General features: G+C 73.2%; 23 protein-coding genes. 13 read left to right on the forward strand and 10 right to left on the reverse strand.

Annotated elements, in window-relative coordinates:
* Positions 1 to 266: 266 nt before the first annotated feature.
* The 3 genes from ACSUPR_RS02755 to ACSUPR_RS02765 are packed head-to-tail and all read left to right on the forward strand — an operon-like array spanning position 267 to position 3,432.
* A complete protein-coding gene (locus ACSUPR_RS02755) occupies positions 267 to 1,235 on the forward strand; it encodes a carbohydrate ABC transporter permease (protein ID WP_436889277.1) in 969 nt (322 codons plus the stop codon).
* Positions 1,225 to 2,103 (forward strand): carbohydrate ABC transporter permease, encoded by an 879-nt coding sequence (locus tag ACSUPR_RS02760; RefSeq protein WP_436889279.1) that lies wholly within the window; start codon positions 1,225 to 1,227, stop codon positions 2,101 to 2,103. The genes ACSUPR_RS02755 and ACSUPR_RS02760 overlap by 11 nt, the downstream gene beginning before the upstream one ends.
* Before the next feature lie 18 nt (positions 2,104 to 2,121).
* The gene (locus tag ACSUPR_RS02765) at positions 2,122 to 3,432 is read left to right on the forward strand and encodes an ABC transporter substrate-binding protein (RefSeq protein WP_436889281.1); all 1,311 of its coding nucleotides are present in this window, start codon (positions 2,122 to 2,124) and stop codon (positions 3,430 to 3,432) included.
* Between the two features lie 64 nt (positions 3,433 to 3,496).
* Here ACSUPR_RS02765 and ACSUPR_RS02770 read toward each other — a convergent pair whose 3' ends face one another.
* From ACSUPR_RS02770 to ACSUPR_RS02785, 4 genes are read right to left on the reverse strand one after another with little or no spacing between them, the layout of a single operon-like run.
* The gene (locus tag ACSUPR_RS02770) at positions 3,497 to 4,138 is read right to left on the reverse strand and encodes a response regulator transcription factor (protein ID WP_436889283.1); all 642 of its coding nucleotides are present in this window, start codon (positions 4,136 to 4,138) and stop codon (positions 3,497 to 3,499) included.
* Positions 4,139 to 4,160: 22 nt separating this feature from the next.
* Positions 4,161 to 5,336, reverse strand: coding sequence for a sensor histidine kinase (locus ACSUPR_RS02775; protein ID WP_436889285.1), 1,176 nt, complete (start codon positions 5,334 to 5,336; stop codon positions 4,161 to 4,163).
* Positions 5,337 to 5,347: 11 nt separating this feature from the next.
* Positions 5,348 to 6,190 (reverse strand): ABC transporter permease, encoded by an 843-nt coding sequence (locus tag ACSUPR_RS02780; RefSeq protein ID WP_436889287.1) that lies wholly within the window; start codon positions 6,188 to 6,190, stop codon positions 5,348 to 5,350.
* Entirely contained in the window at positions 6,187 to 7,104 is a 918-nt protein-coding gene (locus ACSUPR_RS02785) for an ATP-binding cassette domain-containing protein (protein ID WP_436889289.1), read from the reverse strand. The genes ACSUPR_RS02780 and ACSUPR_RS02785 overlap by 4 nt, the downstream gene beginning before the upstream one ends.
* 272 nt (positions 7,105 to 7,376) lie before the next feature.
* Between ACSUPR_RS02785 and thrS the strand changes: the two genes are divergently transcribed.
* Together thrS and ACSUPR_RS02795 are read left to right on the forward strand one after the other, a co-directional pair.
* Entirely contained in the window at positions 7,377 to 8,612 is a 1,236-nt protein-coding gene (gene thrS, locus ACSUPR_RS02790; RefSeq protein ID WP_436889290.1) for a threonine--tRNA ligase, read from the forward strand.
* 96 nt (positions 8,613 to 8,708) lie between these two features.
* Entirely contained in the window at positions 8,709 to 9,668 is a 960-nt protein-coding gene (locus ACSUPR_RS02795; protein WP_436889292.1) for an exonuclease domain-containing protein, read from the forward strand.
* 50 nt (positions 9,669 to 9,718) lie between these two features.
* Here the strand turns inward: ACSUPR_RS02795 and ACSUPR_RS02800 are convergent, their stop codons facing one another.
* Positions 9,719 to 10,864, reverse strand: a complete 1,146-nt coding sequence (locus tag ACSUPR_RS02800; protein WP_436889294.1) for a hypothetical protein — start codon at positions 10,862 to 10,864, stop codon at positions 9,719 to 9,721.
* Positions 10,865 to 11,111: 247 nt separating this feature from the next.
* Here ACSUPR_RS02800 and ACSUPR_RS02805 point away from each other — a divergent pair, with 247 nt between their 5' ends.
* Positions 11,112 to 11,978: an AraC family transcriptional regulator gene (locus tag ACSUPR_RS02805; RefSeq protein WP_436889296.1), complete on the forward strand. Its 867-nt coding sequence runs from the start codon at positions 11,112 to 11,114 to the stop codon at positions 11,976 to 11,978.
* Here ACSUPR_RS02805 and ACSUPR_RS02810 read toward each other — a convergent pair.
* Positions 11,918 to 13,318 (reverse strand): MFS transporter, encoded by a 1,401-nt coding sequence (locus ACSUPR_RS02810; protein WP_436889298.1) that lies wholly within the window; start codon positions 13,316 to 13,318, stop codon positions 11,918 to 11,920. The genes ACSUPR_RS02805 and ACSUPR_RS02810 overlap by 61 nt on opposite strands.
* Before the next feature lie 96 nt (positions 13,319 to 13,414).
* On the opposite strand from ACSUPR_RS02810, the gene ACSUPR_RS02815 reads away from it, so the two are divergent.
* Positions 13,415 to 13,999: a TetR/AcrR family transcriptional regulator gene (locus ACSUPR_RS02815; protein ID WP_436889300.1), complete on the forward strand. Its 585-nt coding sequence runs from the start codon at positions 13,415 to 13,417 to the stop codon at positions 13,997 to 13,999.
* On the forward strand, positions 13,996 to 15,519 hold the full coding sequence (locus ACSUPR_RS02820) for an MFS transporter (RefSeq protein ID WP_436889302.1): 1,524 nt from the start codon (positions 13,996 to 13,998) through the stop codon (positions 15,517 to 15,519). Before ACSUPR_RS02815 ends, ACSUPR_RS02820 begins: the two co-directional genes overlap by 4 nt.
* Before the next feature lie 35 nt (positions 15,520 to 15,554).
* Here ACSUPR_RS02820 and ACSUPR_RS02825 read toward each other — a convergent pair whose 3' ends face one another.
* Positions 15,555 to 16,361: an alpha/beta fold hydrolase gene (locus tag ACSUPR_RS02825; RefSeq protein ID WP_436889304.1), complete on the reverse strand. Its 807-nt coding sequence runs from the start codon at positions 16,359 to 16,361 to the stop codon at positions 15,555 to 15,557.
* 339 nt (positions 16,362 to 16,700) lie between these two features.
* Positions 16,701 to 18,014, reverse strand: a complete 1,314-nt coding sequence (locus tag ACSUPR_RS02830) for an MFS transporter (protein WP_436889306.1) — start codon at positions 18,012 to 18,014, stop codon at positions 16,701 to 16,703.
* 432 nt (positions 18,015 to 18,446) lie between these two features.
* On the opposite strand from ACSUPR_RS02830, the gene ACSUPR_RS02835 reads away from it, so the two are divergent.
* Positions 18,447 to 20,003, forward strand: coding sequence for an alkaline phosphatase D family protein (locus ACSUPR_RS02835; protein WP_436889307.1), 1,557 nt, complete (start codon positions 18,447 to 18,449; stop codon positions 20,001 to 20,003).
* Positions 20,004 to 20,039: 36 nt separating this feature from the next.
* Here the strand turns inward: ACSUPR_RS02835 and ACSUPR_RS02840 are convergent, their stop codons facing one another.
* Both ACSUPR_RS02840 and ACSUPR_RS02845 read right to left on the reverse strand, forming a co-directional pair.
* Positions 20,040 to 20,738, reverse strand: coding sequence for a metal-dependent transcriptional regulator (locus ACSUPR_RS02840; RefSeq protein WP_436889309.1), 699 nt, complete (start codon positions 20,736 to 20,738; stop codon positions 20,040 to 20,042).
* Between the two features lie 139 nt (positions 20,739 to 20,877).
* Positions 20,878 to 21,093: a hypothetical protein gene (locus tag ACSUPR_RS02845; protein ID WP_436889311.1), complete on the reverse strand. Its 216-nt coding sequence runs from the start codon at positions 21,091 to 21,093 to the stop codon at positions 20,878 to 20,880.
* A gap of 374 nt (positions 21,094 to 21,467) precedes the next feature.
* On the opposite strand from ACSUPR_RS02845, the gene ACSUPR_RS02850 reads away from it, so the two are divergent.
* From ACSUPR_RS02850 to ACSUPR_RS02865, 4 genes are all read left to right on the forward strand, one after another.
* The gene (locus tag ACSUPR_RS02850; RefSeq protein ID WP_436889313.1) at positions 21,468 to 22,409 is read left to right on the forward strand and encodes a LysR family transcriptional regulator; all 942 of its coding nucleotides are present in this window, start codon (positions 21,468 to 21,470) and stop codon (positions 22,407 to 22,409) included.
* Positions 22,406 to 22,870 carry a GNAT family N-acetyltransferase gene (locus ACSUPR_RS02855; RefSeq protein ID WP_436889315.1) on the forward strand — a complete coding sequence of 155 codons (465 nt, stop codon included), beginning with the start codon at positions 22,406 to 22,408 and terminating at the stop codon, positions 22,868 to 22,870. Before ACSUPR_RS02850 ends, ACSUPR_RS02855 begins: the two co-directional genes overlap by 4 nt.
* Positions 22,871 to 23,000: 130 nt before the next feature.
* A complete protein-coding gene (locus ACSUPR_RS02860; RefSeq protein ID WP_436889317.1) occupies positions 23,001 to 24,800 on the forward strand; it encodes a bifunctional metallophosphatase/5'-nucleotidase in 1,800 nt (599 codons plus the stop codon).
* 132 nt (positions 24,801 to 24,932) lie between these two features.
* On the forward strand, positions 24,933 to 25,358 hold the full coding sequence (locus ACSUPR_RS02865; RefSeq protein ID WP_436889319.1) for an SgcJ/EcaC family oxidoreductase: 426 nt from the start codon (positions 24,933 to 24,935) through the stop codon (positions 25,356 to 25,358).
* The last annotated feature ends 340 nt before the right edge of the window (positions 25,359 to 25,698 follow it).

Genomic DNA, 25,698 nt, shown 5'->3' on the forward strand with positions numbered 1-25,698 from the left:
AACGATCCGGGCTGCGCTTGCCCCGCAACCGGAAACCGGGCGTTGACACCCATGTAACCCGGTGCTAGAAACTGATCATCCTAGTAGCTGGATAGCGCTTACCAACTCATAACCTGCGACTTTCCGCAGTGTTCTCGGACACAGGTTCTCCACACCCCTGTCCTCTCCACCCCTCCCCGATCAGATTGGCGGTCCGTGACCATGCACCCTGGTACGCGCGTCTCCACCTCACGGTCGGAGACCGCCCCCACAGGAGGCGGATCCCTGTGAGCGCGCTCCTGCAGCGCGGCACCCGCCCGGCGAAGGCACCCGCGGCCCCCGCCGCGGCCGGCCGGCGCACCGCGGCGCGCGGCACCGGCCGCCGCAAGCGCGAGAACCTCGCCGCCTACGGTTTCCTGGTCCCCTGGTTCGTGGGCCTGGCCCTCATCACCGCCGGTCCCCTGCTGGCCTCGCTGTACTTCTCCTTCACCGACTACAACCTCATCGGCGACCACGAGTTCGTGGGCTGGGCCAACTACGAGCGCATGCTCGACGACGCCCGCCTGCACAGCGCCCTGAAGGTCACCTTCGTCTACGTGTTCGTGTCGGTCCCGCTCCAGCTCGCCCTCGCCCTGGCCCTGGCGATGGTCCTGGACCGGGGGGTGCGGGGCCTGCCCCTGTACCGGTCGGTGTACTACCTGCCCTCCCTGCTGGGCGGCAGCGTCGCCATCGCCATCCTGTGGCGGCAGGTCTTCGGCGCAGAGGGGCTGATCAACCAGGTCCTGGCCCTGTTCGGCATCCAGGGCGAGGGCTGGGTCTCCCACCCCGACCACGCCCTGAGCACCCTCATCGTGCTCAACGTGTGGACCTTCGGCGCACCCATGGTCATCTTCCTGGCCGGGCTGCGCCAGATCCCCGCCATGTACTACGAGGCCGCCGCGGTGGACGGGGCCAGCCCCATACGCCGCTTCTGGCACATCACCGTCCCCATGCTCACCCCCATCATCTTCTTCAACCTGGTGCTGCAGATCATCAACGCCTTCCAGACCTTCACCCAGGCGTTCATCGTCAGCGGCGGCACCGGCGGCCCCTCCGACTCCACCCTCTTCTACACGCTCTACCTCTACCAACGCGGCTTCGGAGCGTTCGACATGGGCTACGCCTCGGCGATGGCCTGGCTCCTGCTGATGATCATCGGGGGGTTCACCGCCGTGAACTTCCTCGCCTCCAAGTTCTGGGTCTTCTATGGCGACTGACACCCGGCCCCCCGTGCGCACCAGCGGCGCCCGCGAGCGGTCCGAACGCACCCGACGGCTCCTCGTCCACATCGGCCTCATCGGCTTCGGCCTGGTGATGCTCTACCCGCTGCTGTGGATGCTGTCGAGCTCCTTCAAACCCACCGCGGAGATCTTCCGGGAACCGGGGCTGATCCCCTGGAACTTCACCCCGCAGAACTACTCCGAGGGCTGGACCGCGCTGGAGTACCCCTTCCAGCACTACCTGCTGAACTCCGCGATCGTGGTCGGCGGGTCCATCATCGGCAACCTCATCGGCTGCTCCATGGCCGCCTACGCCTTCGCCCGGCTGGAGTTCCGCGGAAAACGGCTGTTCTTCGCGATCATGCTCGCCACGATCATGCTGCCGATCCACGTCGTGATCGTCCCGCAGTACATCCTGTTCGCGGAACTGGGGTGGATCAACACCTTCTACCCGCTGATCGTGCCCAAGCTGCTGGCCACCGACGGCTTCTTCATCTTCCTCATGGTCCAGTTCATCCGCGGCCTGCCCAAGGACCTGGACGAGGCGGCCCGCATCGACGGCTGCGGCCACGTGCGGATCTTCCTGCGCATCATCCTGCCGCTGTCGGCGCCGGCCCTGGCCACCACCGCGATCTTCACCTTCATCTGGACCTGGAACGACTTCTTCAGCCAGCTCATCTTCCTCACCCGGCCCGACATGTACACGGTCCCGGTGGCGCTGCGCACCTTCGTCGACTCCAGCTCCCAGACCTCCTGGGGCCCCCTGTTCGCCATGTCCGTCGTGGCGCTGGGACCCGTGTTCGGTTTCTTCCTGGCCGGTCAGCGATACCTCGTCAAGGGCATCGCGACCACCGGGATCAAGTAACGAAAGGACCCACCCCCTATGTCCCCCGTGAACCCGCGCCGCGCCCGAGGCCCCCTGGCCCTCGCCGCCACGGCCACCGCACTGGCCCTGGCCGCCACCGCCTGCGGCGGCGGAGGATCCGAGTCCGAGGACGGCGTCGTCGAACTCCGCTACTCCTGGTGGGGCGCCGACGACCGGCACTCCACCATCCAGCAGGTCATCGACATCTTCGAGGCCCAGAACTCCGACATCCGGATCGTGCCGGACTACACCGACTGGGGCTCCTACTGGGACAAGCTCGCCACCGCCACCGCGGCCGGCGACGCCCCCGACATCATGATGCAGGAGGAGCGCTACCTGCGCGAGTACGGCGACCGCGGCGCCCTGGCCGACCTGTCCGGGCTCGAGGGCCTGGACCTGTCCAAGGTCGACCCGCTGGTCGCCGAGAGCGGCAACCTCGACGACGCCACCTACGGCATCGCCAGCGGCGTCAACGCCTACGCCATCCTGGCCGACCCCGAGGCGTTCGAGGCCGCCGGGGTGGACATGCCCGACGACGAGACCTGGACCTGGGAGGACTACATCGAACTGTCCGCCGAGATCACCGAGGCCTCCGGCGGCGACATCGTCGGCACCCAGAGCATGGGCTACAACGAGCAGGGCTTCCAGATCTTCGCCCGCCAGCACGGGGAACGCCTCTACAACGAGGACGGCTCCCTGGGCTTCTCCGAGGAGACCCTCACCGCCTGGTTCGAGATGAACAAGGAACTGCTGGACAACGGCGGCCAGCCCGGCGCCTCCCAGAGCGTGGAGATCGAGGCCGGCGGCCCCGACCAGTCGGTGCTCTCCACCGGCACCGGCGCCATGGCGCACTTCTGGACCAACCAGCTGGGCGGCATCACCGAGTCCTCCGGCCACGAGATCGAGCTGCTGCGCTACCCCGGCGAGAGCACCGCCGAGCGCACCGGCATGTTCTTCAAGCCCGCCATGTTCTACTCCGTCTCCGCCACCTCCGAGCACCCGGAGGAGGCCGCCCGGTTCGTCGACTTCATGCTCAACAGCAACGAGGCCGCCGAGCTGATCCTGTCCGACCTGGGCCTGCCCGCCAACGTGGACGTGCGCGGCCACATCCTGAGCTCCCTGCCCCCGGCCGACGAGCGCAGCGCGGTCTTCCTGTCCGAGATCGAGGGCGACATCGTGGACGGCAACCCGCCGCCGCCCATCGGCGCCGGCCAGGTCGTGGAGATCACCAAGCGCGTCACCGACTCCATGGCCTTCGGCGACCTCACCCCCGAGGAGGCCGCCCAGCAGTGGATCTCCGAGGTGGAGGCCGCCATCGGCGCCCAGTAGCGGCCCCGGAGTGAACGCGGGGCCGCGACCTCCCCGGTCGCGGCCCCGCCCCCGTGTCCGCGGATCACTCACCCAGGTAGCGCAGCACCGCCCGCACCCGGCGGCTGTGCCCGGTGCCGTGGTCCAGGCCCAACTTGTCGAAGATCGCGTTGACGTGCTTCTCCACCGCGCTCAGCGACACGTGCAACCGCCCGGCGATCGCCGGGTTGTTCCACCCCTGCGCCATCTGCTCCAGCACCTCGCGCTCGCGCGGGGTCAGCCGGGCCAGCGGGTCGGCGTGCGCGTGCGCCAGCAGCCGGCGCACCACCTCCGGGTCGAACGCCGCCCCGCCCGCCGCCACCCGCTCCAGCGCCGTCAGGAACTCCTCCACCTGGGACACCCGGTCCTTGAGCAGGTACCCCACCCCGCCCGGCGACCCCGCCAGCAGCTCGGTGGCATAGCGCCGCTCCACGTACTGCGACAGCACCAGCACCGCCACCCCCGGATGCTCGGCGCGGATGCCCAACGCCGCCCGCAACCCCTCGTCGGTGTGCGTGGGCGGCATCCGCACGTCCACCACCGCCGCGTCCGGCGCATGCCGGGCCACCTCGGCCACCAGAGCGTCGGCGTCCCCGACCGCCGCCACCACCTCGTGCCCCTCCTCCTCCAACAGGCGCACCAGCCCCTCCCGCAGCAGCACCGAGTCGTCGGCGATCACCAGGCGCATGGGCCCTCCACTCTCACTTTCCTCAACCCGACAGGACCGCGCGGACCGTGGTCGGCCCACCCGCGGGGCTGTCCACCGACAGTGTGCCGTCCAGGGCCGCGATCCGCCGCGCCAGCCCGGTCAACCCGCCCCCGGCCGGATCCGCACCGCCCCGCCCGTCATCCCACACCCGCAACTCCCAACCGCCCCCGGTACCGGTCAGGTGCACGGCGACCTGACCGGCACCGGAGTGCTTGACCGCGTTGGTGATGGCCTCGCGGGCCACGAAGTACAGCGCCGTCGCCACCACACCCCTGGGCGGGACCCGGGCGTCCACCCGCACCGCCACCGGCAGCGGGCACCGGTCGGCCACCTCGGTCAGCGCCGACTCCAACCCCAGGCTGTCCAGCGCGTTGGGATAGACCCGCCAGGCCACGTCGCGCAACTCCTCCAGCAGCACCAGAGCCTCGGTGTGGGCATCGCGCACCAGCCGCGCCGCCCGCTCCGCATCGCCCCCGCGCCGGGCCCGCCCCAGCAGCATCGACAGCGCCACCACCCGCTGCTGCACCCCGTCGTGCAGGTCGCGCTCGATACGGCGGCGCTCCTCGTCCACCGCCCGCACCACCTCCGAACGGGTACGGGTCAACTCCTCGATGCGCCGCGCCATCAGGTCCTGGGTGCTGGGCCCCACCAGGCGGCGGGCCAGCAGCACCTCCACCGCCCCGACCGCCTCGGTGCCCGCCCACAGCAGCAGCGCCGCACCCACCCCGAAGAGCGCCCCCAGGGACAGCGAGGACACGTGCATCCGCACCCCCGTCATCCGGATGTCCACCATGGAGGCACCACCGGTGAGGGCGTCCCACACCAGACCCACCGCGAACAGCACCGCCAGACCGCCCAGCACGAACAGCAGCAGCGCCGACACCGCCGCCACCGGCAACCGGGCCAGCAGATAGGCGACCCGCGGGCCCGCCCCCGGCCGGTCGGGATGGACCACCGTCCCGTACCAGCGGGCCAACCGGGCCAGGTCCCGGCCGGCGATCCGCACCGCCCACCCCGCCACCGCCGGGCGGGCCGCCGGCCACAGGGCCACCGGCGCCGCCAGCGCCCACACCCCCGTGGCCGCCGCCGTGGCCTGCCCCGCCAGCGCACCCCCCAGGGACCGCCCGCACCGGCGCACCGCCACCACGACCGGCTCCCACCAACGACCCGACACCACGCCCCCGCTCCTCAGGCGTCGCGGCGGGCGAGCAGCACCGCACCCGCCGCCAGCGCCGCCGCCGACCAGCACAGCAGTACCACGCCCGCCCAACCCGGGCCGATCCCCACCGGCCCCAACGCCAGGTCGGTGTCCATGAAGGCCGCCCCCGCCACGAACAGCGTCCGCTCGCCCAAGAACACCGCCGCCGGACCACCGATCATGACCAGCATCAACGGCAACCCGATCACCAGCATGAACACCGTGGTCAACGCCCCGGCCACCGACCGCAGCGCCGCACCCGCCCCCAGCGCCGCCACCGCGACCAGCGCCAGGTAGGCGCCCTGGCGCACCGCGTCCACAACCGCCTCACGCGGATCCAGCGTCCCGTACCCCGCCAGATAGGGATGGCTCATCACCGCCGCCGCCAGCAGCGTCCCGACCGCGGCGGCCACCACCCCCAGCACGAACGAGAAGGCCGCCACCACGACGGCCTTGGCCGCCAGCAGCCGCCACCGCACCGGCACCGCCCGCAGGGAGGCGTGCAGCGCCCGGGAGGAGTACTCGGTGGTGATCACCGGCAGCACCAGCCCGACCACCGCGAACTGCACCACCCACAAGGTGGCGTAGACCGCCGCCTCCGAGGCGGGCACCTCCGCCACCGGCACCGTCCCGTTCTGGGCGTTGGACACGGTCGAGACCGCCATCGACGGCGCCACCGCGCACATCAGCGCCAGCGCCGCCACCGCACCCCACCAGGTGGTGCGCACCGACCGCAGCCGCACCCACTCCGCGGACACCGCCGCCGCCAGGTCCGCCAGGGCACGGGCAAGCCCGGCGGGACGCTCGGCCACCGGGGAGAAGATCCTGTTCACGTGTTTTCTCCGTTCCCGGCGCCGTACTGCACGGCGTTCTCGGTCAGTTCCCGGTAGGCCTGCTCCAGGGAGGCGTCGCGGGTGCGCAGCTCGTGCACCACCACCCCCGACCGGTGGGCCAGCTCCCCCACCCGCGACGCCGACGGGCCGGTGACCACCAGCTCCGTGGGACCGGTCCGCTCCACCCCCGCACCCTCGGCCTCCAACGCCGCGACCAGATCCTCCGGGTGGGGGCTGCGCACCACCACCGCCGTCCACGCACTGTGCGCCAGCACCCGCGCCAGCGGCGCGTCGGTGATGAGCCGCCCCCGGCCCAGCACCACCAGGTGGTCGGCGGTCAGCTGCATCTCGCTCATCAGATGGCTGGAGACGAACACCGTACGGCCCTCACCGGCCAGCTCCCGCATCAGCTCACGGATCCACCGCACCCCGTCGGGGTCCAGCCCGTTGACGGGCTCGTCGAACAGCAGCACCCCCGGATCGCCCAGCAGCGCCTCGGCGATGCCCAGCCGCTGGCTCATCCCCAGCGAGAACGTGCCCGCCCGCCGCCCCGCCACCCGTGCCAGGCCCACCCGCTCCAGCACCTCCTCCACCCGCCGGTCGGGGATGCGGTGGGTACGCGCCAACGCCAGCAGGTGGGCGCGGGCGCTGCGCCCGGGGTGCACGGCGCGGGCGTCCAGCACCGCACCCACGTGGTGCAGCGGCCGGTCCAGCTCCCGGTAGGGGCGCCCGCCCACCAGCGCCCGCCCCGAGGTGGGGTGGTCCAGCCCCAGCACCATGCGCATCGTGGTGCTCTTACCCGCCCCGTTGGGCCCCAGGAACCCGGTGACCCGCCCAGGAAGCACCTCCAGGTCCAGCGAGTCCACGGCGAGCACGTCCCCGTAGCGTTTGGTCAGTCCCCGCAGGGTGATCATTGGCCCTCCAGCCCTCATTGCCGACTGGTGCCCATGCTGGCCGCCGCACCCCTGGCCGGACCATGGTGCGCCCCGCCGACCCGGGGTGCGGTTTTCCGCAGGACACCCCGGAGGCGTTCTGGTACGGTCGCACCATGCAGCGCGCACTGAGCACGACGACGCCGGAGATGCCACCGGCGCGCTAGCAGCTGTTCCCACGCAAGCCCCGGGGCGGACACCCCCGGGGCTTCGCGCATTCCGGCGGTCCGCCCCCGATCCCCTCGGGAGGACCCATGACCACCGCCGACCACCGCCGCCTGGGCCGCGACCTGGACCTGTACGGCACCGACCCCCTCATCGGCGCCGGGCTGCCGTTCTGGCTGCCCGACGGCGCCACCGTCCGCCACACCCTGGAGGAGTACGTGCGCGGCCTGGAACGCCACACCGGATACGTGCACGTGTACTCGCCCGTCCTGGGCAAACGCACCCTGTACGAGATCTCCGGGCACTGGTCGCACTACCGCGACGGCATGTTCCCGCCCCTGGACGACGGCGCGGGCCCCGACGGCGACCAGCTGGTGCTGCGCCCCAGCCTGTGCCCCCACCACGCCCTCGTCTACCGCTCCCGCGCCCGCAGCCACCGGGAGCTGCCCCTGCGCGTGGCCGAACTCGGCGACATGTACCGCCAGGAGCCCTCCGGGTCGCTGGGCGGGCTCACCCGGGTACGGTCCATCCGCCTCAACGACGCCCACATCTTCTGCACCCCCGACCAGGTGGTCGCCGAGACCGCCGCCGCCCTGGCCCTCATCGGCCGCGCCCACCGCGCCCTGGGCATCACCCCCGTCCGCCACCGGCTGTCCCTGCCCGGCCCCGGCGGCAAGTACGCGGGCGATCCGGCCGTGTGGGAACACGCCACCGACCTGCTGGTGGCGGCCCTGAAGGAAGCCGGCCTGGACTGGGAGGAGGGCCCCGGCGAGGCGGCGTTCTACGGGCCCAAGGTCGACGTGCAGATCGCCGACCCGGCCGGACGCGAGTCCACCCTGTCCACCGTCCAGGTCGACCTGCACCAGCCCGAGCGCTTCGACCTGCACTACACCGGCCCCGACGGGGCCCGCCACCGGCCCGTCATGGTCCACCGCAGCGTCATCGGCAGCATCGAACGCGTCGTCGCCCACCTCATCGAGGTGCACCGCGGCGCGTTCCCCGCCTGGCTGGCCCCACTCCAGGCGGTCGCGCTCCCCGTGGCCCCCGACCAGGAGCGGGCCGCCGCCGACCTGGCCGACCGGGCCCGGCGGCGCGGACTGCGCGCAGGCACCGCCCCCGCGGACGGCGGCGCCCTGGGCGCCCGCATCCGCGCACACCGGCTCGTGCCCTACCAGGCCGTCATCGGCGCCCGCGAGGCCGCCCGGGGCACCGTGTCGGTGCGCCTGCGCGACGGCCGCCGCCTGCCGCCCCTGCCCGCGGACGCCTTCCTGGACCGGGTCGACACCCTGGTCGCGGCGCACACCACCGACCTGTGGCGGGACTGACACCCCGTAGCGGGGGCCGCGGACCCGTCCGCGCCCCCGCCGCGGGAATACGGCGGTAGCCTCGACGCGTCACCACTGTGCGGGGAGGGAACCAAGGTGTCCGACAGCTGGACCGCGATCGACTTCGAGACCGCCAACCAGGACCGGGGCAGCGCCTGCGCCGTCGGCCTGGTCAAGGTCCGCGACGGGCAGATCACGGACCGCCACACCACACTGATCCGCCCGCCCGCCGGGATCGACTTCTTCTCCCGCCACAACATCGCCGTCCACGGCATCACCCCCGACGACGTCGCCGACGCCCCCACCTGGGAGGCCGTGCACGCCCGCATCGTGGAGTTCGCCGACGGAGACCCCCTGGTCGCCCACAACGCCCCCTTCGACATGGGCGTCCTGGCCCAGGCCTGCGCCCGCACCGGCCTGGCCGTCCCCGGCTGGGACTACGCCTGCACCCTGGCCCTGTCCCGCCGCACCTGGGCCGACCTGCCCGACCACCGGCTGCCCACCGTCAGCGCCCACATCGGCCACCGGGTCACCCACCACCACCGGGCCGACGCCGACGCCGAGGCCGCCGCCCGCATCGCCATCGCCGCCATGGAACGCCACGGCACCGCCTCCCTGGCCGACCTGGCCCGCACCGCAGGCGGCCTGCGCCGCCTGGACGCCACCACCGCCGCCGCCCCCGCACCGGTCCCGGTGCGCCAGACCCCCGGCGAGGACCGGTTCGCCCGCTGGCAGCGCGCCGCCCAGGCCGAACTGCCCGCCCCCTCACCCGACGCCGACCCCCACGGCCCCCTGTACGGCAAGGTCGTGTGCGTCTCCGGGGACCTGGAGTCCATGGACAAACCCGAGGTGTGGCGGCGCATCGCCGAGGCCGGGGGCACCCCCGCCAAGAACGTCACCAAGAAGACCGACGTCCTGGTCGTGGGCGGCCACGCCGGGTTCGGCAAGACCTCCAAGCACCGCCAGGCCGAGACCTACGCCGAACGCGGCCAGCGCATCGCCTTCGTCACCGAGGCCGACCTGCTCGTCCTGCTCGGCATGACCACCGGCGCCTGAACGAAGGGGGGCCGCCCGCACCGCGGACGGCCCCCCTTCCCACCCGTACGTCACCGCTCGGCGCGCTGGCGCGGGAACCGCAGGATCGCACCGCTGCCCTGGGCGGGCTCACCGTCGCGCAACACCTCCGCGAACCCGGCGTCGGACATCACCGCCGACCGCAGCATCAGCGCGCTGGCCGGCGCCCTGAACGCCGCATCCGGGTCGTCCAGCTCCTCGGGCCTGGCCGCCACCAGCACCGGCGCGGTCCGCGACCCCCACAGCTCGGGCTCCCCGTTGCGCTCGGCGCCCAACAGCAGGGTCCGCACCCGCGCCTCCGACAGCATCGGCAGCGTGGGCTCGGTGCCGCGCACCGCCTGGTCCTGGGCGAGCTTCTGCTCGAACTCCTCCAGCACCTCCTCGTGGGAGTCGAGCACGAACTCGTGCAGCGCCTGGGCCGCGGCCTGGTGCAGGCGCTCCTGCGCGTCGGGGCCGCCGCGGCCGCCGGGCACCACCCGGATCGGAATGGAGAGTTTGCGCTCCTGGATGTTCTCGCGCAGGTAGGCGATGGCCTCGTCGTCCCCGCCCACGATGATGATCCGGGCGTCGATCTCGGCCACCGCCTCGCGCACCATCTCGGCCAGCCGGGCGGTGTTCTCCCGCCACGTCTCCAGGTGGTACTGCTTGCGGACGAAGTTGCCGCCGTAGCCGCCCTCACTGCCCGGGCCGCCGCGCCCCATCGTGTCGATGTTGTGCAGGTCCGCACCGGTGAAGTCCCGCTCCGAGACCGGCCTGGGGTCGGGCTCGGCGGCGTAGGAGTACACCTTGGCCTTGACCCGGTCCAGGGCCACCAGCACGTACGGCATCAGGCGCCCCCGGTCCACCGCCACCGGCAGCGCGTCCGGCACCGGCGCCCACAGCGCCCGGTCCTGGTCGGGCGGCTCACTCAGGGTGTACGCCGCCAGCAGCTCACCGCCCGAGGCGTACAGGGCGTGCCCGTGCGGGCCGAAAGCGCGGGAGGTCTTGTCCCTGACCGCCTCCCCCAGCACCTCCAGGGTCGCCTCGTCCGCACCCCGGGCGGCCAGTTCCTCGCGCAGGTGCCGCCAGCGCAGCTCGATCTTCTTGTCCGCGTCGGTGGTGTCACGGCTGGTGTCCAAGAGCACCGAGGCCACCGGGGCGTCGTTGTCGTACAGCGGTCGCAGAAAACCAAGGTCCATGTATCCGCGGGACGCGGTCTCACCCCCGCCCCGCCCACCTCCTTCTCGCGGTCGGCCTGTCGGCCATCCTCGGGGGACGGTGCTGCCACCGTAACCGTCCACGGCGGGGGGGACGCAAGTCCTTGCCCAAGGATGTCCCGGCCTTGCCCGAAGACAAGCATCCGACCCGACACCACGCGCACACGCCGGATCGGGTCCCGCACCTGCGCGTTCCGTAACCTCGGAGGCGGACGAGAGGACGTGGACCGTGCTGGACCGACTGAACCGGGCACTGGAGCTGGTGGAGCAGGACACCTCCGGGCCGGTGGACACCGCGGCGATGGCCCGCGCGGCACTCACCTCCGAGTACCACCTGCGCCGCCTGTTCACCGCCCTGGCCGGGATGCCCCTGTCGGAGTACGTGCGCAGGAGGCGCCTGACACTGGCGGCGGTGGAGGTCGTCGACGGCGACGCCACCCTGCTGGACATCGCCGTCCGGTACGGGTACGGGTCGGCCGAGGCGTTCACCCGGGCCTTTCGCGCCCTGCACGGGGTGGGCCCCGGCCAGGCCCGGCGCACCGGCGCGGTCCTGACCTCCCAGCCGCGGATGACGTTCCGCCTGACCGTGGAAGGAGGTACCGCCGTGCGGTACCGGCTCGTGGACAAGGACGCCCTGCGCCTGGTGGGGTACAGGGCGCGGGTGCCCCTGGTGCACCAGGGGCACAACCCGGACATCGACGCGTTCGTCCGGGGCCTGGGCCAGGAGCACTGGAGGCGGCTCGCCGAACTGTCCGACGGCGAACCGGGCGGGGTGGTGTCGGCCACCGACGGCATCGAGCCCGACCGGGCCGAGGGCAGCCTGCTCGACTACTACCAGGCGGCGGTCACCACCGCACCCGCCCCCGAGGGGATGGACGTCCTGGAGGTGGCGGCGGGCACCTGGGCGGTGTTCCCCTTCGAGGCGATGCCCTTCCCCGAGGGCGTCCAGCGGGTGTGGGCCGACGCCTACGGCCTGTGGTTCCCCTCCCACCCCACCCACCGCAGCGCCCCGGGCCCGGAGATCCTCAAGGTCGACTACGACGAGGGCGGATCGACGGCCTCCGGCGAGCTCTGGCTGCCCGTCGAACACGTGTGATCGGCGGCGGCCTCGGCCGCGCGGATCGACCGCGTGGTCAGGCCGACCGCCGCCACCCCCACCAGGGCGGCGCTGACCGCCCCCGCCACCAGGAACGGGGCCGACAGCGCCCACACCCGCCCCACCACCGGCTCCAGGGCCGCGGCCAGACCGCCCGCCGCCAGCGCGCCGACCGGGGCGACACCCCAGCCGAGGGTGCGGTAGGCGGCCAGCACCCGTGACAGCAGGTGGTCGGGGATGATCCGCTGGCGCAGCGACACCGTCAGCACGTTCCACCAGACGGTGAAGAACCCGATCGCCACGAAGCACACCGCGAACACCCACACCTGCTGCGCCAGGCCCACCAGCAGGTAGCCGCCGCCCTGCACCGCCAGGGCGGCGGCGAGCACGACCCCGGGCGGGACCAGGGGGACGAGCCGGTGCACCACCTGGGCGCCCAGGATCATCCCGGCCGACACCGCGGTCAGCAGCAGCCCGAACCCGGCGGCGCCCATCCCCAGCACGTCCCGGGCGAACAGCACCAGGACCGCGGCGTTCATCGACGCCGCCAGGTTGGACAGGGCCAGCACCACCGCCAGGGTGCGCAGCAGCCGGTGCCGCCACAGCCACCGGGCGCCCTCGGCGACCATGGCCCCCAGCGACGGGGCCCGCCCCGCCGGTGCGGGGGCGGGTGAGAAGTCGCCGCGCAGGGTCAGCAAAGCCGCCGCCGCGCCGGCGATCAGCAGGGCCTGCACCCCGAAGGCCGCCGTGGCCGAGACCGCCACCAGCACCCCGGCCAGGGGCGCGCCCACGAACCGGCTCGCGATCTCCTCCACGCTCCACAGCATCCCGTTGGCGCGCTCCAACCGCTCGCGCGGCACCACCATCGGCATCAGGGACTGGGCGGTGTTGTCGAAGAACACCTCGCACACCCCGATGAGCAGGGCCGCGGCGACCACCACCGGCACCCCCGCCGCGCCCAGGGCGATGAGGGCGCACAGCACCACCAGCACCAGCGCCTTGCCCAGCCCGGCGCACACCATCAGGCGGCGCCGGTCCATCCGGTCGCCCACCGCTCCCGCCAACAGAGCCCCCAGCCAGGGCAGCCGCCCGGCCGCGGCCACCGCCGCCACCGCCACCGGGTCCCCGGTCAGGGTGGCGGTGTACCAGGGCAGCGCCACCAGGGCGATGCCGTCGCCCAGATTGCCCAGGACCGCGGCGCCCAACAGCCGCCGGTAGCCCGGGCCCAGCGGCGGGGACGGGGTGGAGGGGTGCGCCACGGGGCCTCGCTCGTTCGTCGCGGGTGCGGTGCGCGCCATCCTGGCACAGGCCGCCACCACGCAGAACACCCTTCTGCGCACCGCAGAACCCACCCCCACAGCCCCCGCGGGCACACCCTTGTGTACCGTCGTACATGTACATCTGTCCATGAACGCCCGGACCAGGAGGCCGACACCGTGCCCCACCCCGACGGCACCGGGCCCTCCCGCGCCCGCCGCGACCCCCAGGGCCGCCGCCGCGCCATCGTCCGGGCCGCCGCCGACGTCATCGTCAGCGACGGCCCCGACCACCTCACCCACCGGCGCGTGGCCTCCCGCGCCCGCGTCCCCCTGGGCTCGACCACGTACTACTTCGCCACCCTGGACGAACTCAAGGTCGCCGCCCTGCACCACCTCACCGCCCAGTGCGACGACTGGCTCGACCGGGCCCGCACCGCCCTGGCCGACCACGGCGGCGACCCGCGCGGCCTGTGCGACCTGCTCGCCGCCTACCTCGCCGACCGCGACCGGGTCCGCACCGACTTCGCCCTCACCTGGGCCGCCGTCGCCGACCCCGCCCTGCGTCCCCTCTCCCTGGCCTGGTTCGACGGCATGGTCGAGGTCCTCACCCGGCACACCGACCCCGCCGCCGCCCGCGCCGCCGCCGTGTTCATCGACGGCACCGTCGTGCACGCCCTGCTGCACGACACCCCCCTGGACGCCGACGCCCTGTACGCCCCCCTCGCCGCCCTGCTGCGGACCCACCACGGAAGGACCCCGTGACCACCCCACCCCGGACCACCGCCCCGACCCGGCGCCGCCGCTGGGCCGGGCTGGCCGTCCTGTCGGCCAGCCTGCTCGTGGTCGCCATGGACATGACCATCCTCAACGTGGCCCTGCCCGACCTGGCCGCGCACCTGCGCCCCACCGCCGCCCAGCAGCTGTGGATCATCGACGTCTACTCGCTGGTCCTGGCCGGGCTCCTGGTCCCCATGAGCGCCCTGGCCGACCGGTGGGGCCGCCGCCTCATCCTGCTCGCCGGGTTCACCGTGTTCGGCGGCGCCTCCCTGCTGGTCCTGCTCGCCGACACCCCCGCCGCCGTCATCGCCGTGCGGGCCCTGCTCGGCGCGGGCGGCGCCATGATCATGCCGACCACCCTGTCGATGATCCGCAGCCTGTTCCCCGACCCGCGCGAACGCGCCACCGCCCTGGGCGTGTGGGCCGCCACCTCCTCCCTGGGCATGGCGGTGGGACCCATCCTGGGCGGGCTGCTGCTGGAGCACTTCACCTGGCACGCCGCGTTCCTGGTCAACGTGCCCATCATGGCCGCCTCCCTGGTCGCGGGGCTGCTCATCCTGCCCGAGGTCCGCGACCCCGCCCCCGGCTCCTGGGACGCCCTGGCCACCGTGCAGGCCACCGCGGGGATGGTGGCCCTGGTGTGGGCGATCAAGCACTTCGCCAAGGTCGGCGCCGGCGACCCGGTGGGCTGGGCCGTGCTCGCCGCCGCCCTGGGCGTGCTCACCTGGTTCATGCTGCGCTGCCTGCGCCGCCCCGACCCGCTGCTGGACGTGCGCCTGTTCACCCGCCGCCCGTTCACCGCCGGAGTGCTGGCCGCACTGACCTCCATGATGGCCATGGCAGCCCTGCTGCTGCTCGTCGCCCAGTGGCTCCAACTGGTGCGCGGCCTGTCACCGTTCATGGCCGGGGTGTACCTGACCCCGATGGCGGCGGGCGCGGTCGTGGCCTCGCCCCTGGCGCCCTGGCTGGCAGACCGGATCGGGGCGCGCACCGCCCTGGCCGGCGGGCTGGCGGTGGCCGGGACCGGCTTCGCCCTGCTCTTCGCCGCCCCGCCCGTCGTCCCCGTGGTGCTGACGGCGCTGCTGCTGCTGGGCTGCGGGGCGGGGTCGCTCACCATCGCCTCGGCCATCATCATGTCCGGCACCCCGGCGGCCAAGGCGGGCAACGCGGCCGCCATCGAGGAGACCGCCTACGACCTGGGCAACGTCCTGGGAGTGGCGGTGCTGGGCTCCATCGCCGCCGCCGTCTACCGCGGCCACCTGGACACCTCCGGCCTCACCGGCCCCACCCCGGCCGAACTGGGCGCCGCCCGCGAGTCCCTGGGGGCGGCCCTGGAGATCGCCGAACGCACCGGCACCGCGGAACTCGCCGCCCGGGCGGGCGCGGCGTTCACCGACTCCCTGACACAGACCGGGCTCATCGGCGCGCTGGTGATGTTCGCGGCGGCCGCCGCGGTCTTCGCCCTGGTCCCGCGCAGCCTGGACCTGCACACCCAGCACCACTAGAGCGCGTGCGGCCCCCGGCCCCCGGCCCGGGGGCCTCAGATACGGGACCGGCTCAACCGGGTGCGCGAACGCTCCAGGAACCGGCGCAGCACCTCGTTGAACCGCTCGGGGCGCTCCAGGTTGGGCAGGTGCCCCGCACCCTCGATGATCTCCACCACCGAATCGGGGATGCGCACGTGCATGGCCTCGGTGAGGTCCGGCGGCGTGAACACGTCCTGGCGCCCCACCACCAGCAGCGTCGGCGCCGAGATCCGGCGCAGCAGCGGCAGGTGGTCGGGCCGCTCGGCCCGGCCCAGCAGCGCCGCCGCCGCACCCTCGGGCGGCGCCGCGTACATCATCGCGCGCACGTGGTCGGCCACCGCGGGCAGCGCCCGCACGTTGGCCTCGGTCATCATCCCCACGAGCATCTCGTCGGTGTACCCGCGCATGCCCTCCGAGCGCAGCCGCTCGGCCAGGGCCCGCCGCGACACCCGCCCCTGCTCGGTCTCGGCGTAGGGGTTGGTGGCGGCCAGGATCAGCGAGTCCACCCGGTCGGGGAAGAGCCGGCACAGCTCCAGAGCGATCTGGCCGCCCATCGACAGCCCCACCAGCCCCACCGTGTCCAGGCCCAGGTGCTCCAGCAGCGCCGCCTGGTCGCGGGCGAAATCGTCCATGGTGGTGACACCGGGCACGACCGTGGTGCGGCCGTAGCCGCGCAGGTCCGGCACGATCACCCGGTAGCCGCGCCCGGCCAGGGCCCTGACCTGCGGCTCCCACAGGGTGTGGTCGAAGGGGTGCCCGTGCACGAACAGCAGCGGATAGCCCACACCGCGGTCCACATAGTGGATATCGATACCGCGCACGCGGACTGTGCCCGTTCCGTCACCGTTCACCGGGTTCGTCTGATGTGCCACAAGAAACGATGCTATTCACCTGCGCAAGAGCATCGATCCGTGGGGTACCGCCCACACCACCACGAAAACAGGAAGGAGCCGCAGGCGGTCCCTCGACGCCTGCGGCCCCCACGCACCGCGACCGCCGTCCTCGGGCACGGTGCCCGCGTGGTGAAGACCACCACGCCCCCACCGGAGTCCAGGACAACCGGCTACGGGGGGAGACGCCCGGGGCACCGACAGGGTTCGGCCCCCGCGACGACTTCACCGCAGGGATCATGCCCCGGACATCTCACCGGTGAAACTTTCCTACCCCGCCGGAGCCCGCTCCGACCGCCCCCGCCCCAGAACACACGCGGCCACCAGATAGGGCGCCGCGAACACCGCGAACGCCCACCCGTGCCCGCTCAGCGCGAACACCACCGCGTACAGCGGATAGGCGGCCGTGGTCACCACATCCGTACCCAGGCCCGCCACCGAGGTGACCGTGGCCCGACTGGACCCGGTGATGCGCTCCTGCAACCGGGCGTCGGCCACCACACAGGCCGCCTGGCACGCACCGAAGCCCGCACCCAGCAGCACCCACCCCGCCGGACCGCCCAGCAGCGCCCCGGACGCCACGGCCACCGCCGCCGCACCCACCAGCACCGCGAACCCGCGGGCGGGCAGCCGCGCGGCCGCACCGGCCGCCAGACCACCCGCGGTCACCCCCGCCCACACCACCGCCAGCACCGCGGGCACCGCCTGCGCCGACACCCCGTGCCCGGCCACCAGCAGCGGCACGTACTCGTCCAGCATCCCCCAGAACGAGGTGACCACCACCAGCAGCACGACGGCACCGCGCACACCCCGGTTCCGGCGCGCCTCCGCCAGCCCCGCACGCAGGGCCGCCAGGTACTCCGCGACGGTGACGGGCTCATCCTCCTCGGGATCGGTCCCCGCCACGGCCGGGGCCGCGGGGTGCGCGGGCCGGTGCGGACCCGCGTGCGCGACCCCACCGCCCACGGCACCACCGGGAACGGGGGCGGGGGACCCCGGACGGTTCTCGGGCAGGGCCAGACCGGCCAGCGCGCACACCGCGCACACCGCCACACTGGCCGCGCCCACCGCCGCGTACCCGCCCCAGGCCATCACCGGCACCGCCACCAGCGTGGCCGCACCCACGGCCGCCACACCCAGGGCGCGGGCCACACCCATCACCCGCGCGTAGCGGTCGGCCGCACCCCGGTGGGCGAGGTCGTCATGGACCAGCGCCTCCAGGGAACCGGAAGCCAGCGAACCGCCCAGCCCCCACAGCACGAAACCCAGGGCGAACGCCCCGTACCCGGGGGCCAGCAGCCACAGCGCGAAACCGGCCCCGGTGAACACCGGGGCGGCCGCCAACAGGTACCGGCGCGGCACGACGTCGGCGAGCGCCCCGGCGGGCACCCCCGCCACCAGCCCCACCCCGGACCAGAGCATGAAAAGGGAGGCGATCTGCGCCACCGACAGGCCGTGGTCGGCGAACAGCAGTGCGTAGACCGGGTACAGGAGGACGAACTCCTCCGCCGCCGCGTACAGGTACAGCGGCCCGGTCAACCGGAACACGCGCGCCCGCGGGGCGCGCGAGGAATCGAGAGTCATGGAGGTCTTTCGGTCGAACGTGCAGGGACACCGGGAAGCGGTGCCGCCGGGCGGGGCCCGGGCACGGACCGAAGACCGTCGGAGGACTTAATGTCGCTTGCGCATGGCACCAGCATACGACGCCGGGGCCGGGCGGCGCATCCGGACCGGGCCCGGGGACGCGACGCCCCTCCCGCCCCGGGCCCACGGGCCCCGCCACCGGCACACCCCGCCGCCGCAGGCCCCGTCCCGGCCCCCACCGGCGGACAACGGCACGGACACACCGGGGCCGACCACCCGCTTCCCCCCGACCGTCACATAACGTAACCTTCCAGTCACCGAACAGCGGGCGATGTTCACCCCCGGATGGTTGGGGTGTTCGGCTCCCTGTGGCCGGATGGGTCGCGGTCCCGCCACCCCCGGCGGACACCGTCCCCGCACCGAGGAGCACCCATGCCGGGCACCCCCCGCGACCCGAACCCCACCCGCCGCACCGTCCTGGCCGGCGGCGCCGTCCTGGGCGCCGCGGCCCTGGTGGGCTCCTCCCCCTGGGGCACCCCCGCCGCCGCCGCACCCCGCCCCACCCCCGTCTCCGACCCCTTCACCCTGGGCGTCGCCTCCGGCGACCCCGACCACAACAGCGTCGTGCTGTGGACCCGCCTGGCCCCCGACCCGCTCGCCCCCGACGGCCGCGGCGGCATGCCCGACCAGACCGTCGACGTCCAGTGGCAGATCGCCGAGGACGAGCACTTCACCCGGATCACCGCCACCGGCACCGCCACCACCGGCCCCGACGACGCCCACACCGTCCACGTCGAAGCCCGCGGCCTGCGCCCCGCCGCCCACTACCACTACCGGTTCCGCACCGGCACCGAGATCAGCCCCACCGGACGCACCCGCACCACCCCCGCCCCCGGCACCCGCACCGACCGGTTCGCGTTCGCGTTCGCCAGCTGCCAGAGCCTCACCAGCGGCCACTACACCGCCCAACGCCACCTGGCCGACGAGGACCTCGACCTGGTCGCCTTCCTGGGCGACTACATCTACGAGACCGGCGAGACCGGAACAGCGGGCCGCCCCCACATCCCCGCCCGCGAAGTACAGACCCTGGCCGAATACCGGATCCGCCACGCCCAGTACAAGACCGACACCGACCTACAGGCCGCCCACGCCGCCTTCCCCTGGGCCGTCGTCTTCGACGACCACGAACTGGAGAACAACTGGGCCGACGACCACCCCTACGGCGGACAGCCCTCCGAAGCGTTCACCCGCCGCCGCGCCGACGCCCTCAAGGCCTACTACGAGCACATGCCGCTGCGCCCCGCCCAGCGCCCACAGGGCCCCGACCTGCACCTGTACCGGCGGCTGTCCTTCGGGAACCTGGCCCGCCTGCACCTGCTCGACACCCGCCAGTACCGCGACGTGCAGTCCCACCCCGACCGCGAGGACCCCCACCGCACCCTCCTGGGCGCCGACCAGAAACAGTGGCTGCTGGAAGAACTGTCCTCCTCCCGCGCACAGTGGAACGTGCTCGCCCAACAGGTGTTCTTCTCCCAGCGCGACTTCACCGCAGGAGAGCAGACCCGCTTCAGCGACGACGCCTGGGACAACTACAAGGCCGAACGCGACCAGATCCGCGACCACCTCGCCCGGGTGCGCAACCCCGTGGTCATCACCGGCGACGTGCACGCCAACTACGTCGTCGACATCAAGGCCGACTTCGACGACCCCGCCTCCGCCACCGTGGCCACCGAACTGGTGGGCACCTCCCTCACCAGCGGCGGCGACGGCACCGACCAGAACCCGGGCGACGCCGTACAGCTCGCCGAGAACCCCCACATCAAGTTCATCGACCGCAGGCGAGGCTACGTCCGCAACACGGTGACACCCACCGAGTGGACGGTCGACTACCGGACCGTGGACCGCGTCTCGGTACCGGGGGCGCCCATCACCGACCGGGCCCGCTTCACCATCGCCGACGGCACACCCGGAGCCGTCCCCCAGGGATGAGGACCCGCGCGGGCCCCGCCCCCGGCGGGCCCGCGCTCACACCTCCCCGGGAGAGATCCACAGCGCCTCGGCCGCGACCAGGCCCAGCGACCGGTCCCGGGCCGGGGCCTCCTCCCGGGAGCGCACGGCGATGCGCAACGACCCCGCGAAGGGCTGGCGCTCCACCACCCGCACCGTCATCCCGATGCCGATCTCGATGTCGGCCAGATAGCGCAACAGGTCGGGATCGGTGTCGTTGACCCGCACGATGGTGCCCTCCACCCCCTCCTCGGCCTCCGACAGCAGCACCGACGGCCGCTCCACGACACGGCCGTCGGTGGTGGGAATGGGGTCGCCGTGCGGGTCGACCACCGGGTCGCCCAGATAGGCGGCGATACGGTCGACGAACTTGTCCGACACCACGTGCTCCAGGATCTCGGCCTCGTCGTGCACCTCGTCCCAGGAGTAGCCCAGGGCCTCCACCAGGTAGGTCTCCAACAGCCGGTGGCGGCGCAGCACCGAAAGTGCGGCCTTGGTGCCCTGCTCGGTCAGGCGCACCGACCCGTAGCGGCGGTGGTCGACCAGCCCCAGCTCGCCGAGCTTGCGCAACATCCCCGACACGGAGGAATTGGACACCGACAGACGCTCGGCCATCCCGGAGATGGTGACCGGACCGGTGCCGCGCTCCTGGAGGTCGTAGATGACCTTCACGTAGTCCTCAACCGACGTGGACGGTCGTGTCGGGCTGTCGTTCATGGTCGTAACCGTATCGCGGACCACCCACACGCCACGATTTCCGCACCGCCCCCGCGGACCCGGGACAGGAGGCGCGGACGACCCCGGCCCCGCTCCGCGACCGGACAGAACCGCGACGCCCCGGCGACGACCCGCCGCCTCAGCCCCCGCCGAAGGACAGGCCGCGGGCGGCGAGCTCCTCCTCCAGGATGCGCACCGCCTTGGGACCCACCCCGTGGATCTTCAACAGGTCCCGCGCACCGACCCGGGTCAGGTGCTCATAGCGGGTGTAGCCGTGGGCGGCCAGCTCACGCGGGGCCACCCTGCCCATCCGCCGGGGGAACTCGGTGGGCGGCACACTCTCCTGCCCGTCCATGGAAACCCTCCCGCTCCGACGACACATCCTGCCGCGAGCCTAGACGCCGGCACCGACACCCGGCGGTCGGACCGGGCGCCCCACCCCCCTGCACCGGGTCGGGGCGCCCGCGCGAGACCACACGCACCCCCGCCGCACCCACCTCGCGGACCTGCAGGGAACCGCACGCACAACGCACCCACACGGTCAGCCCGGAGGCGGTGGCATGGCGGGACACCACACGGAAGGGCCGGACATCGGCCCGACCACAGTGCGGACAGGTACTCGTCATCGCTCTCGATCCTTCTCCTCGGGGCCGGACCCCACCAGACTCCCCCGAAAAACCCTCAACGTCCACGTTGAATCATCGGACCCGACCATGAAGCATGGACTACATGATCGACCTACGGCGCCTGCGCGTCCTACGCGCCGTCGCCCACTACGGAACCGTCACCGCCGCCGCCCAAGCCCTGCACATGACCACCTCGGCCGCCTCCCAGCAGATCCGACTGCTCGCCAGGGAACTCGACGTCCCCCTCCTGGAACCCCGGGGCCGCGGAGTCCGCCTGACCCCGGCCGCCCACGGCCTGCTCGCACACGCCGACGACATCACCGCCCGCTGGGAACGGGCCGAGACCGAGATCCGCGGACTGGGCACCGAACCCGCCGGACTGCTGCGGGTGGCCTGCTTCCCCGTGGCGCTCTCCCGCCTGCTCGCCCCCATGGCCGCACAACTGTCGGCCGCCCACCCCCGCCTGGACGTACGCCTGCTCGAAGCCGAACCCGAACACGCCCTGGACCTGCTCTTCCAGAACGAGGCGGACCTGGCCGTCATCGAGGCCTCCCCCGGCGTACCCCCGCCCACCGACACCCGCTTCGACCAGACCCCCCTACTGGACGACGCCCTGGACCTGGTGACCCCACACCACCACCCCCTGGCCCACCACCCCCGAGTCCACCTGTCCCAGGCCGCCGACCAGACCTGGGTACTGCCACCCCAAGGCACCACCTGCCACGCCCACACCCTGTCGGCCTGCGGCGCCGCCGGATTCACCCCCCACGGCCCCCACCAGGCCCGCGAATGGAGCACCATCGCCGCCCTGGTCGCCCACGGACTGGGCGTGGCCCTCATCCCCCGCCTGGCCGACCTGCCCCCACTGCCCATCACACGCATCCCCCTGCAGGGCAGCCCCACCCCCGCCCGGAAAATCCTCACCTGCACCCGCAAGGGCTCACGCGACCACCCCGCGGTCACCGCCGCCCTGACCCACCTCACCCGCCTGGCGGCCACCGCCACCGACCCCCACCGGCCCACCACCACACCCCCGACCCCATGAGCGCACACACCATCACCCCGGGCACCGACACCGACATCCCCGCCTGCGCCGACCTGTGGACCACCGCCGTCGCCCACCGCGACGGCACCGCCCCCGACCCCGCGGTCCGCGCCCGCGCCCACCGCAAACTCCTGCACACCCCCCGCCTGCTCCTGGTCCTGCGCGCCCCCGACCGCCCCCTGGACGGCTACACCCTCACCCACCTGCCCACCGGCACGGACCGCACCGCCCACCTGACCCACCTCGCCATCGACCCGGCCCTGCAGGGCGGCGGCTGGGGACGCCGCCTCCTGGACACCACCCTGGAACACCTGGCCGCGACCGCCGACGCCGTCACCCTGCAGGTGGTGCCCACCAACACCACCGCCCGCACCCTGTACGAGACCACCGGCTGGCACCCCCTGGGCCAGGACCGCTTCGACTCCGGCCGCCCCGCCCTCCGCTACCGCAGAACCCTCTGACCCCACCCACCCCACGACCGCCGCACCCCCACCGTGTCCACCGACCGTTCACACCGACCCGGTTCCCCCACGACACCGCCCCCGCTAACGTGTGTGGCTTCGCCCGCCCGCACACCCCCGGGAGAACCCCATGACGAAGGAGCCCGCCATCTCGCGACGCGGAGCCCTGGGCGGCCTGAGCGCCGCCGGAGCACTGGCCCTGGCAGGCTGGCCCACCCCCGCCGCCGCCTCCCCCGCACGCGAGGCCCTCATCACCGTGATGGGCACCTCCGACCTGCACGGCCACTGCCTCAACTGGGACTACTACAAGGACGCCGAGTACTCCGACACCCAGGGCGACCACATCGGCATCGCCAAGGCCGCCTCCCTGGTCCAACGGATCCGCACCGAACGCGGCCGCAACAACACCCTGCTCTTCGACTCCGGCGACACCATCCAGGGCTCCCCCCTGGCCACCTACCACAGCGTCGTGGAACCCATCACCGAAACCGGCCGCACCCACCCCATGGCCCTCGCCATGAACGCCCTGGACTACGACGCCGTCACCCTGGGAAACCACGAGTTCAACTACGGCCTGGACCACCTGGACACCTGGATCTCCCAGATGAAGGCCCCCGCCCTGGCCGCCAACGCCGTCCACCACACCACCACCGACCCCGCCTACAAGCCCTACGTCCTCAAACGCATGAAGGTCGACACCACCGACCGACCCGGCACCCGGCCCCTCACCGTCGGCGTCCTGGGCCTGACCAACCCCGGCTCGGCCATCTGGGACCGCCACCACGTCCAGGGCCGCCTGGACTTCCTCGACCTGGTCGAGACCGCCCGCCGCTGGGTACCCCTCATGCGCCGCGAGGGAGCCGACATCGTCATCGTCAGCGCCCACGCCGGAGACAACGGCTCCTCCTCCTACCAGGACGACCTGCCCGTGGAGAACGCCTCCGCCCTGGTCGCACAACAGGTCCCCGGCATCGACGCCATCCTCTTCGGCCACGCCCACCGCGAGGTCCCCGAACGCTTCGTCACCAACGAACAGACCGGCGAACAGGTCCTCATGACCATGCCCTCCTTCTGGGGGAGGCGCCTGTCCGTCATGGACCTGGCCCTGCGCCGCGAACGCGGCCGCTGGCGGGTGGTGGCCAAGAGCGCCCTGACCCTCAACACCAACACCGTCGAAGAGGACCCCCGCATCGCCGCCCTGGTCGCCGACCAGCACGCCGCCACCGTCGCCTACGTCAACCGGGTGGTCGCCACCAGCGCCCGCGAACTCAGCGCCGCCACCGCCTGCTGGACCGACACCGCCATCGTCGACTTCGTCCACAGGGTGCAGACCGACACCCTCACCGCCGCCCTCACCGGCACCCCCGAGGCCGACCTGCCGGTCCTGTCCATCGCCGCCCCCTTCAGCCGCTCGGCGGTCTTCCCCGCCGGCGACCTGAGCATCCGCGACATCGCCGCCCTGTACATCTACGACAACACCCTGCTGGGATCGGTGCTCACCGGCGCCCAACTCCGCGACTACCTGGAACACTCCGCCCGCTACTACAGGCAGGTCCCCGCCACCGGCACCGTCGACCCGGCCGACCTGACCAACGCCGACGGCATCCCCGACTACAACTGCGACCAGCTCGCCGGAGTCGACTACACCCTGGACGTGTCCCGCCCCGCCGGACAGCGCCTGACCTCCCTGACCCTGAACGGGACCCGGGTCACCGACGACCAGAGGTTCGTGGTGGCCGTCAACAACTACCGCCAGTCCGGCGGCGGCGCCTTCCCCCACATCACCGGCGCACCCGTGGTCCACAACGCCCAGCAGGAGATCCGCCAGGCCCTCATCGACCACGCCACCCAGGCCGGCGTCATCGACCCCGCCGACTTCCACACCCCCAACTGGCGACTGGTCCGCGAAGGAACCCCCCTGTTCCCCTGACCCCGGCGGGGGCCGGCCCACCGGCCCCCGCCCCGCAGGCCCCCGGACGACACCCTTGACCTCAACCATCATTCAGGTTGTCGAATGGTCGCGGCGGCCCCACCGGCCACCCCACCACCCGAGGGAGCACCCATGCCCGACACACCCCTGACCGCCGGCCCCATCACCCACACCGACCGCACCGACGCCATCGCCGCGGTCCACGCCCTGGAACACGCCTTCAACACCAACGACCCCCACGCCCTGGGAGCCCTCTACACCGACCAGGCCTCCTGGACCAACGCCGCCGGAACACGCCTGGACGGCCGCGACCAGATCACCGCCTTCGCCGCCAAGGCCATGACCGGCTTCCTCGCCCACTCCCGCGCCCGCTACGAGGTCGTCAAACTCCTGGCCCTGACCCCCGACGTCATCGCCGCCAACGTCCACCAGAACCCCGTGGACGCCACCGGCCGCCCCACCCAGGGCGCCCACGGCCGCGCCCTGTACATCCTCACCCGCACCCCCCGGGGCTGGCGCATCGCCGCAGGCCAGAACACCGCCATCGACCCCGCCTGACCACACCGGGCGGGGCCCGCCCGGGCCCCGCCCCCACGACCGGTGCGCGGACACCACCGGCCACGACGGCACCCCTCCCCGGCCTCCACACCCCCGCGGACACATGCCCCCGACCACCGGGCCACCGTGCGGTCCCGCCCGCCCCCACGACCGGGGAACACCATCGCCAGGTCCGCACCGTCGACCGTGGTGCCCCGGCCATGGTGCTCACACCGCCGAACACCGGCCCGCCCCGTGGACGCAGAAGACCACCGGCAGGATCCCGGCCGCCCCCGGCCGACCGCACACTCCGCACCCGAACCCGCCCGGCGGCCCCACGGCGACCCGCCCACCGATCACC

The organism is Nocardiopsis dassonvillei (assembly GCF_964273065.1).
Taxonomy (GTDB): Bacteria; Actinomycetota; Actinomycetes; order Streptosporangiales; family Streptosporangiaceae; genus Nocardiopsis; species Nocardiopsis dassonvillei_B.

Excerpts from the sequence above, each read along its gene's own strand:
- ACSUPR_RS02760 (WP_436889279.1), top strand. The coding sequence starts at position 1,225 with ATGGCGACTGACACCCGGCCCCCCGTGCGCACCAGCGGCGCCCGCGAG.
- ACSUPR_RS02765 (WP_436889281.1), top strand. The coding sequence starts at position 2,122 with ATGTCCCCCGTGAACCCGCGCCGCGCCCGAGGCCCCCTGGCCCTCGCC.
- ACSUPR_RS02770 (WP_436889283.1), bottom strand. The coding sequence starts at position 4,138 with ATGCGCCTGGTGATCGCCGACGACTCGGTGCTGCTGCGGGAGGGGCTG.
- ACSUPR_RS02785 (WP_436889289.1), bottom strand. The coding sequence starts at position 7,104 with ATGATCACCCTGCGGGGACTGACCAAACGCTACGGGGACGTGCTCGCC.
- thrS (WP_436889290.1), top strand. The coding sequence starts at position 7,377 with ATGACCACCGCCGACCACCGCCGCCTGGGCCGCGACCTGGACCTGTAC.
- ACSUPR_RS02800 (WP_436889294.1), bottom strand. The coding sequence starts at position 10,864 with ATGGACCTTGGTTTTCTGCGACCGCTGTACGACAACGACGCCCCGGTG.
- ACSUPR_RS02830 (WP_436889306.1), bottom strand. The coding sequence starts at position 18,014 with ATGACTCTCGATTCCTCGCGCGCCCCGCGGGCGCGCGTGTTCCGGTTG.
- ACSUPR_RS02835 (WP_436889307.1), top strand. The coding sequence starts at position 18,447 with ATGCCGGGCACCCCCCGCGACCCGAACCCCACCCGCCGCACCGTCCTG.
- ACSUPR_RS02840 (WP_436889309.1), bottom strand. The coding sequence starts at position 20,738 with ATGAACGACAGCCCGACACGACCGTCCACGTCGGTTGAGGACTACGTG.
- ACSUPR_RS02845 (WP_436889311.1), bottom strand. The coding sequence starts at position 21,093 with ATGGACGGGCAGGAGAGTGTGCCGCCCACCGAGTTCCCCCGGCGGATG.
- ACSUPR_RS02850 (WP_436889313.1), top strand. The coding sequence starts at position 21,468 with ATGATCGACCTACGGCGCCTGCGCGTCCTACGCGCCGTCGCCCACTAC.
- ACSUPR_RS02855 (WP_436889315.1), top strand. The coding sequence starts at position 22,406 with ATGAGCGCACACACCATCACCCCGGGCACCGACACCGACATCCCCGCC.
- ACSUPR_RS02860 (WP_436889317.1), top strand. The coding sequence starts at position 23,001 with ATGACGAAGGAGCCCGCCATCTCGCGACGCGGAGCCCTGGGCGGCCTG.
- ACSUPR_RS02865 (WP_436889319.1), top strand. The coding sequence starts at position 24,933 with ATGCCCGACACACCCCTGACCGCCGGCCCCATCACCCACACCGACCGC.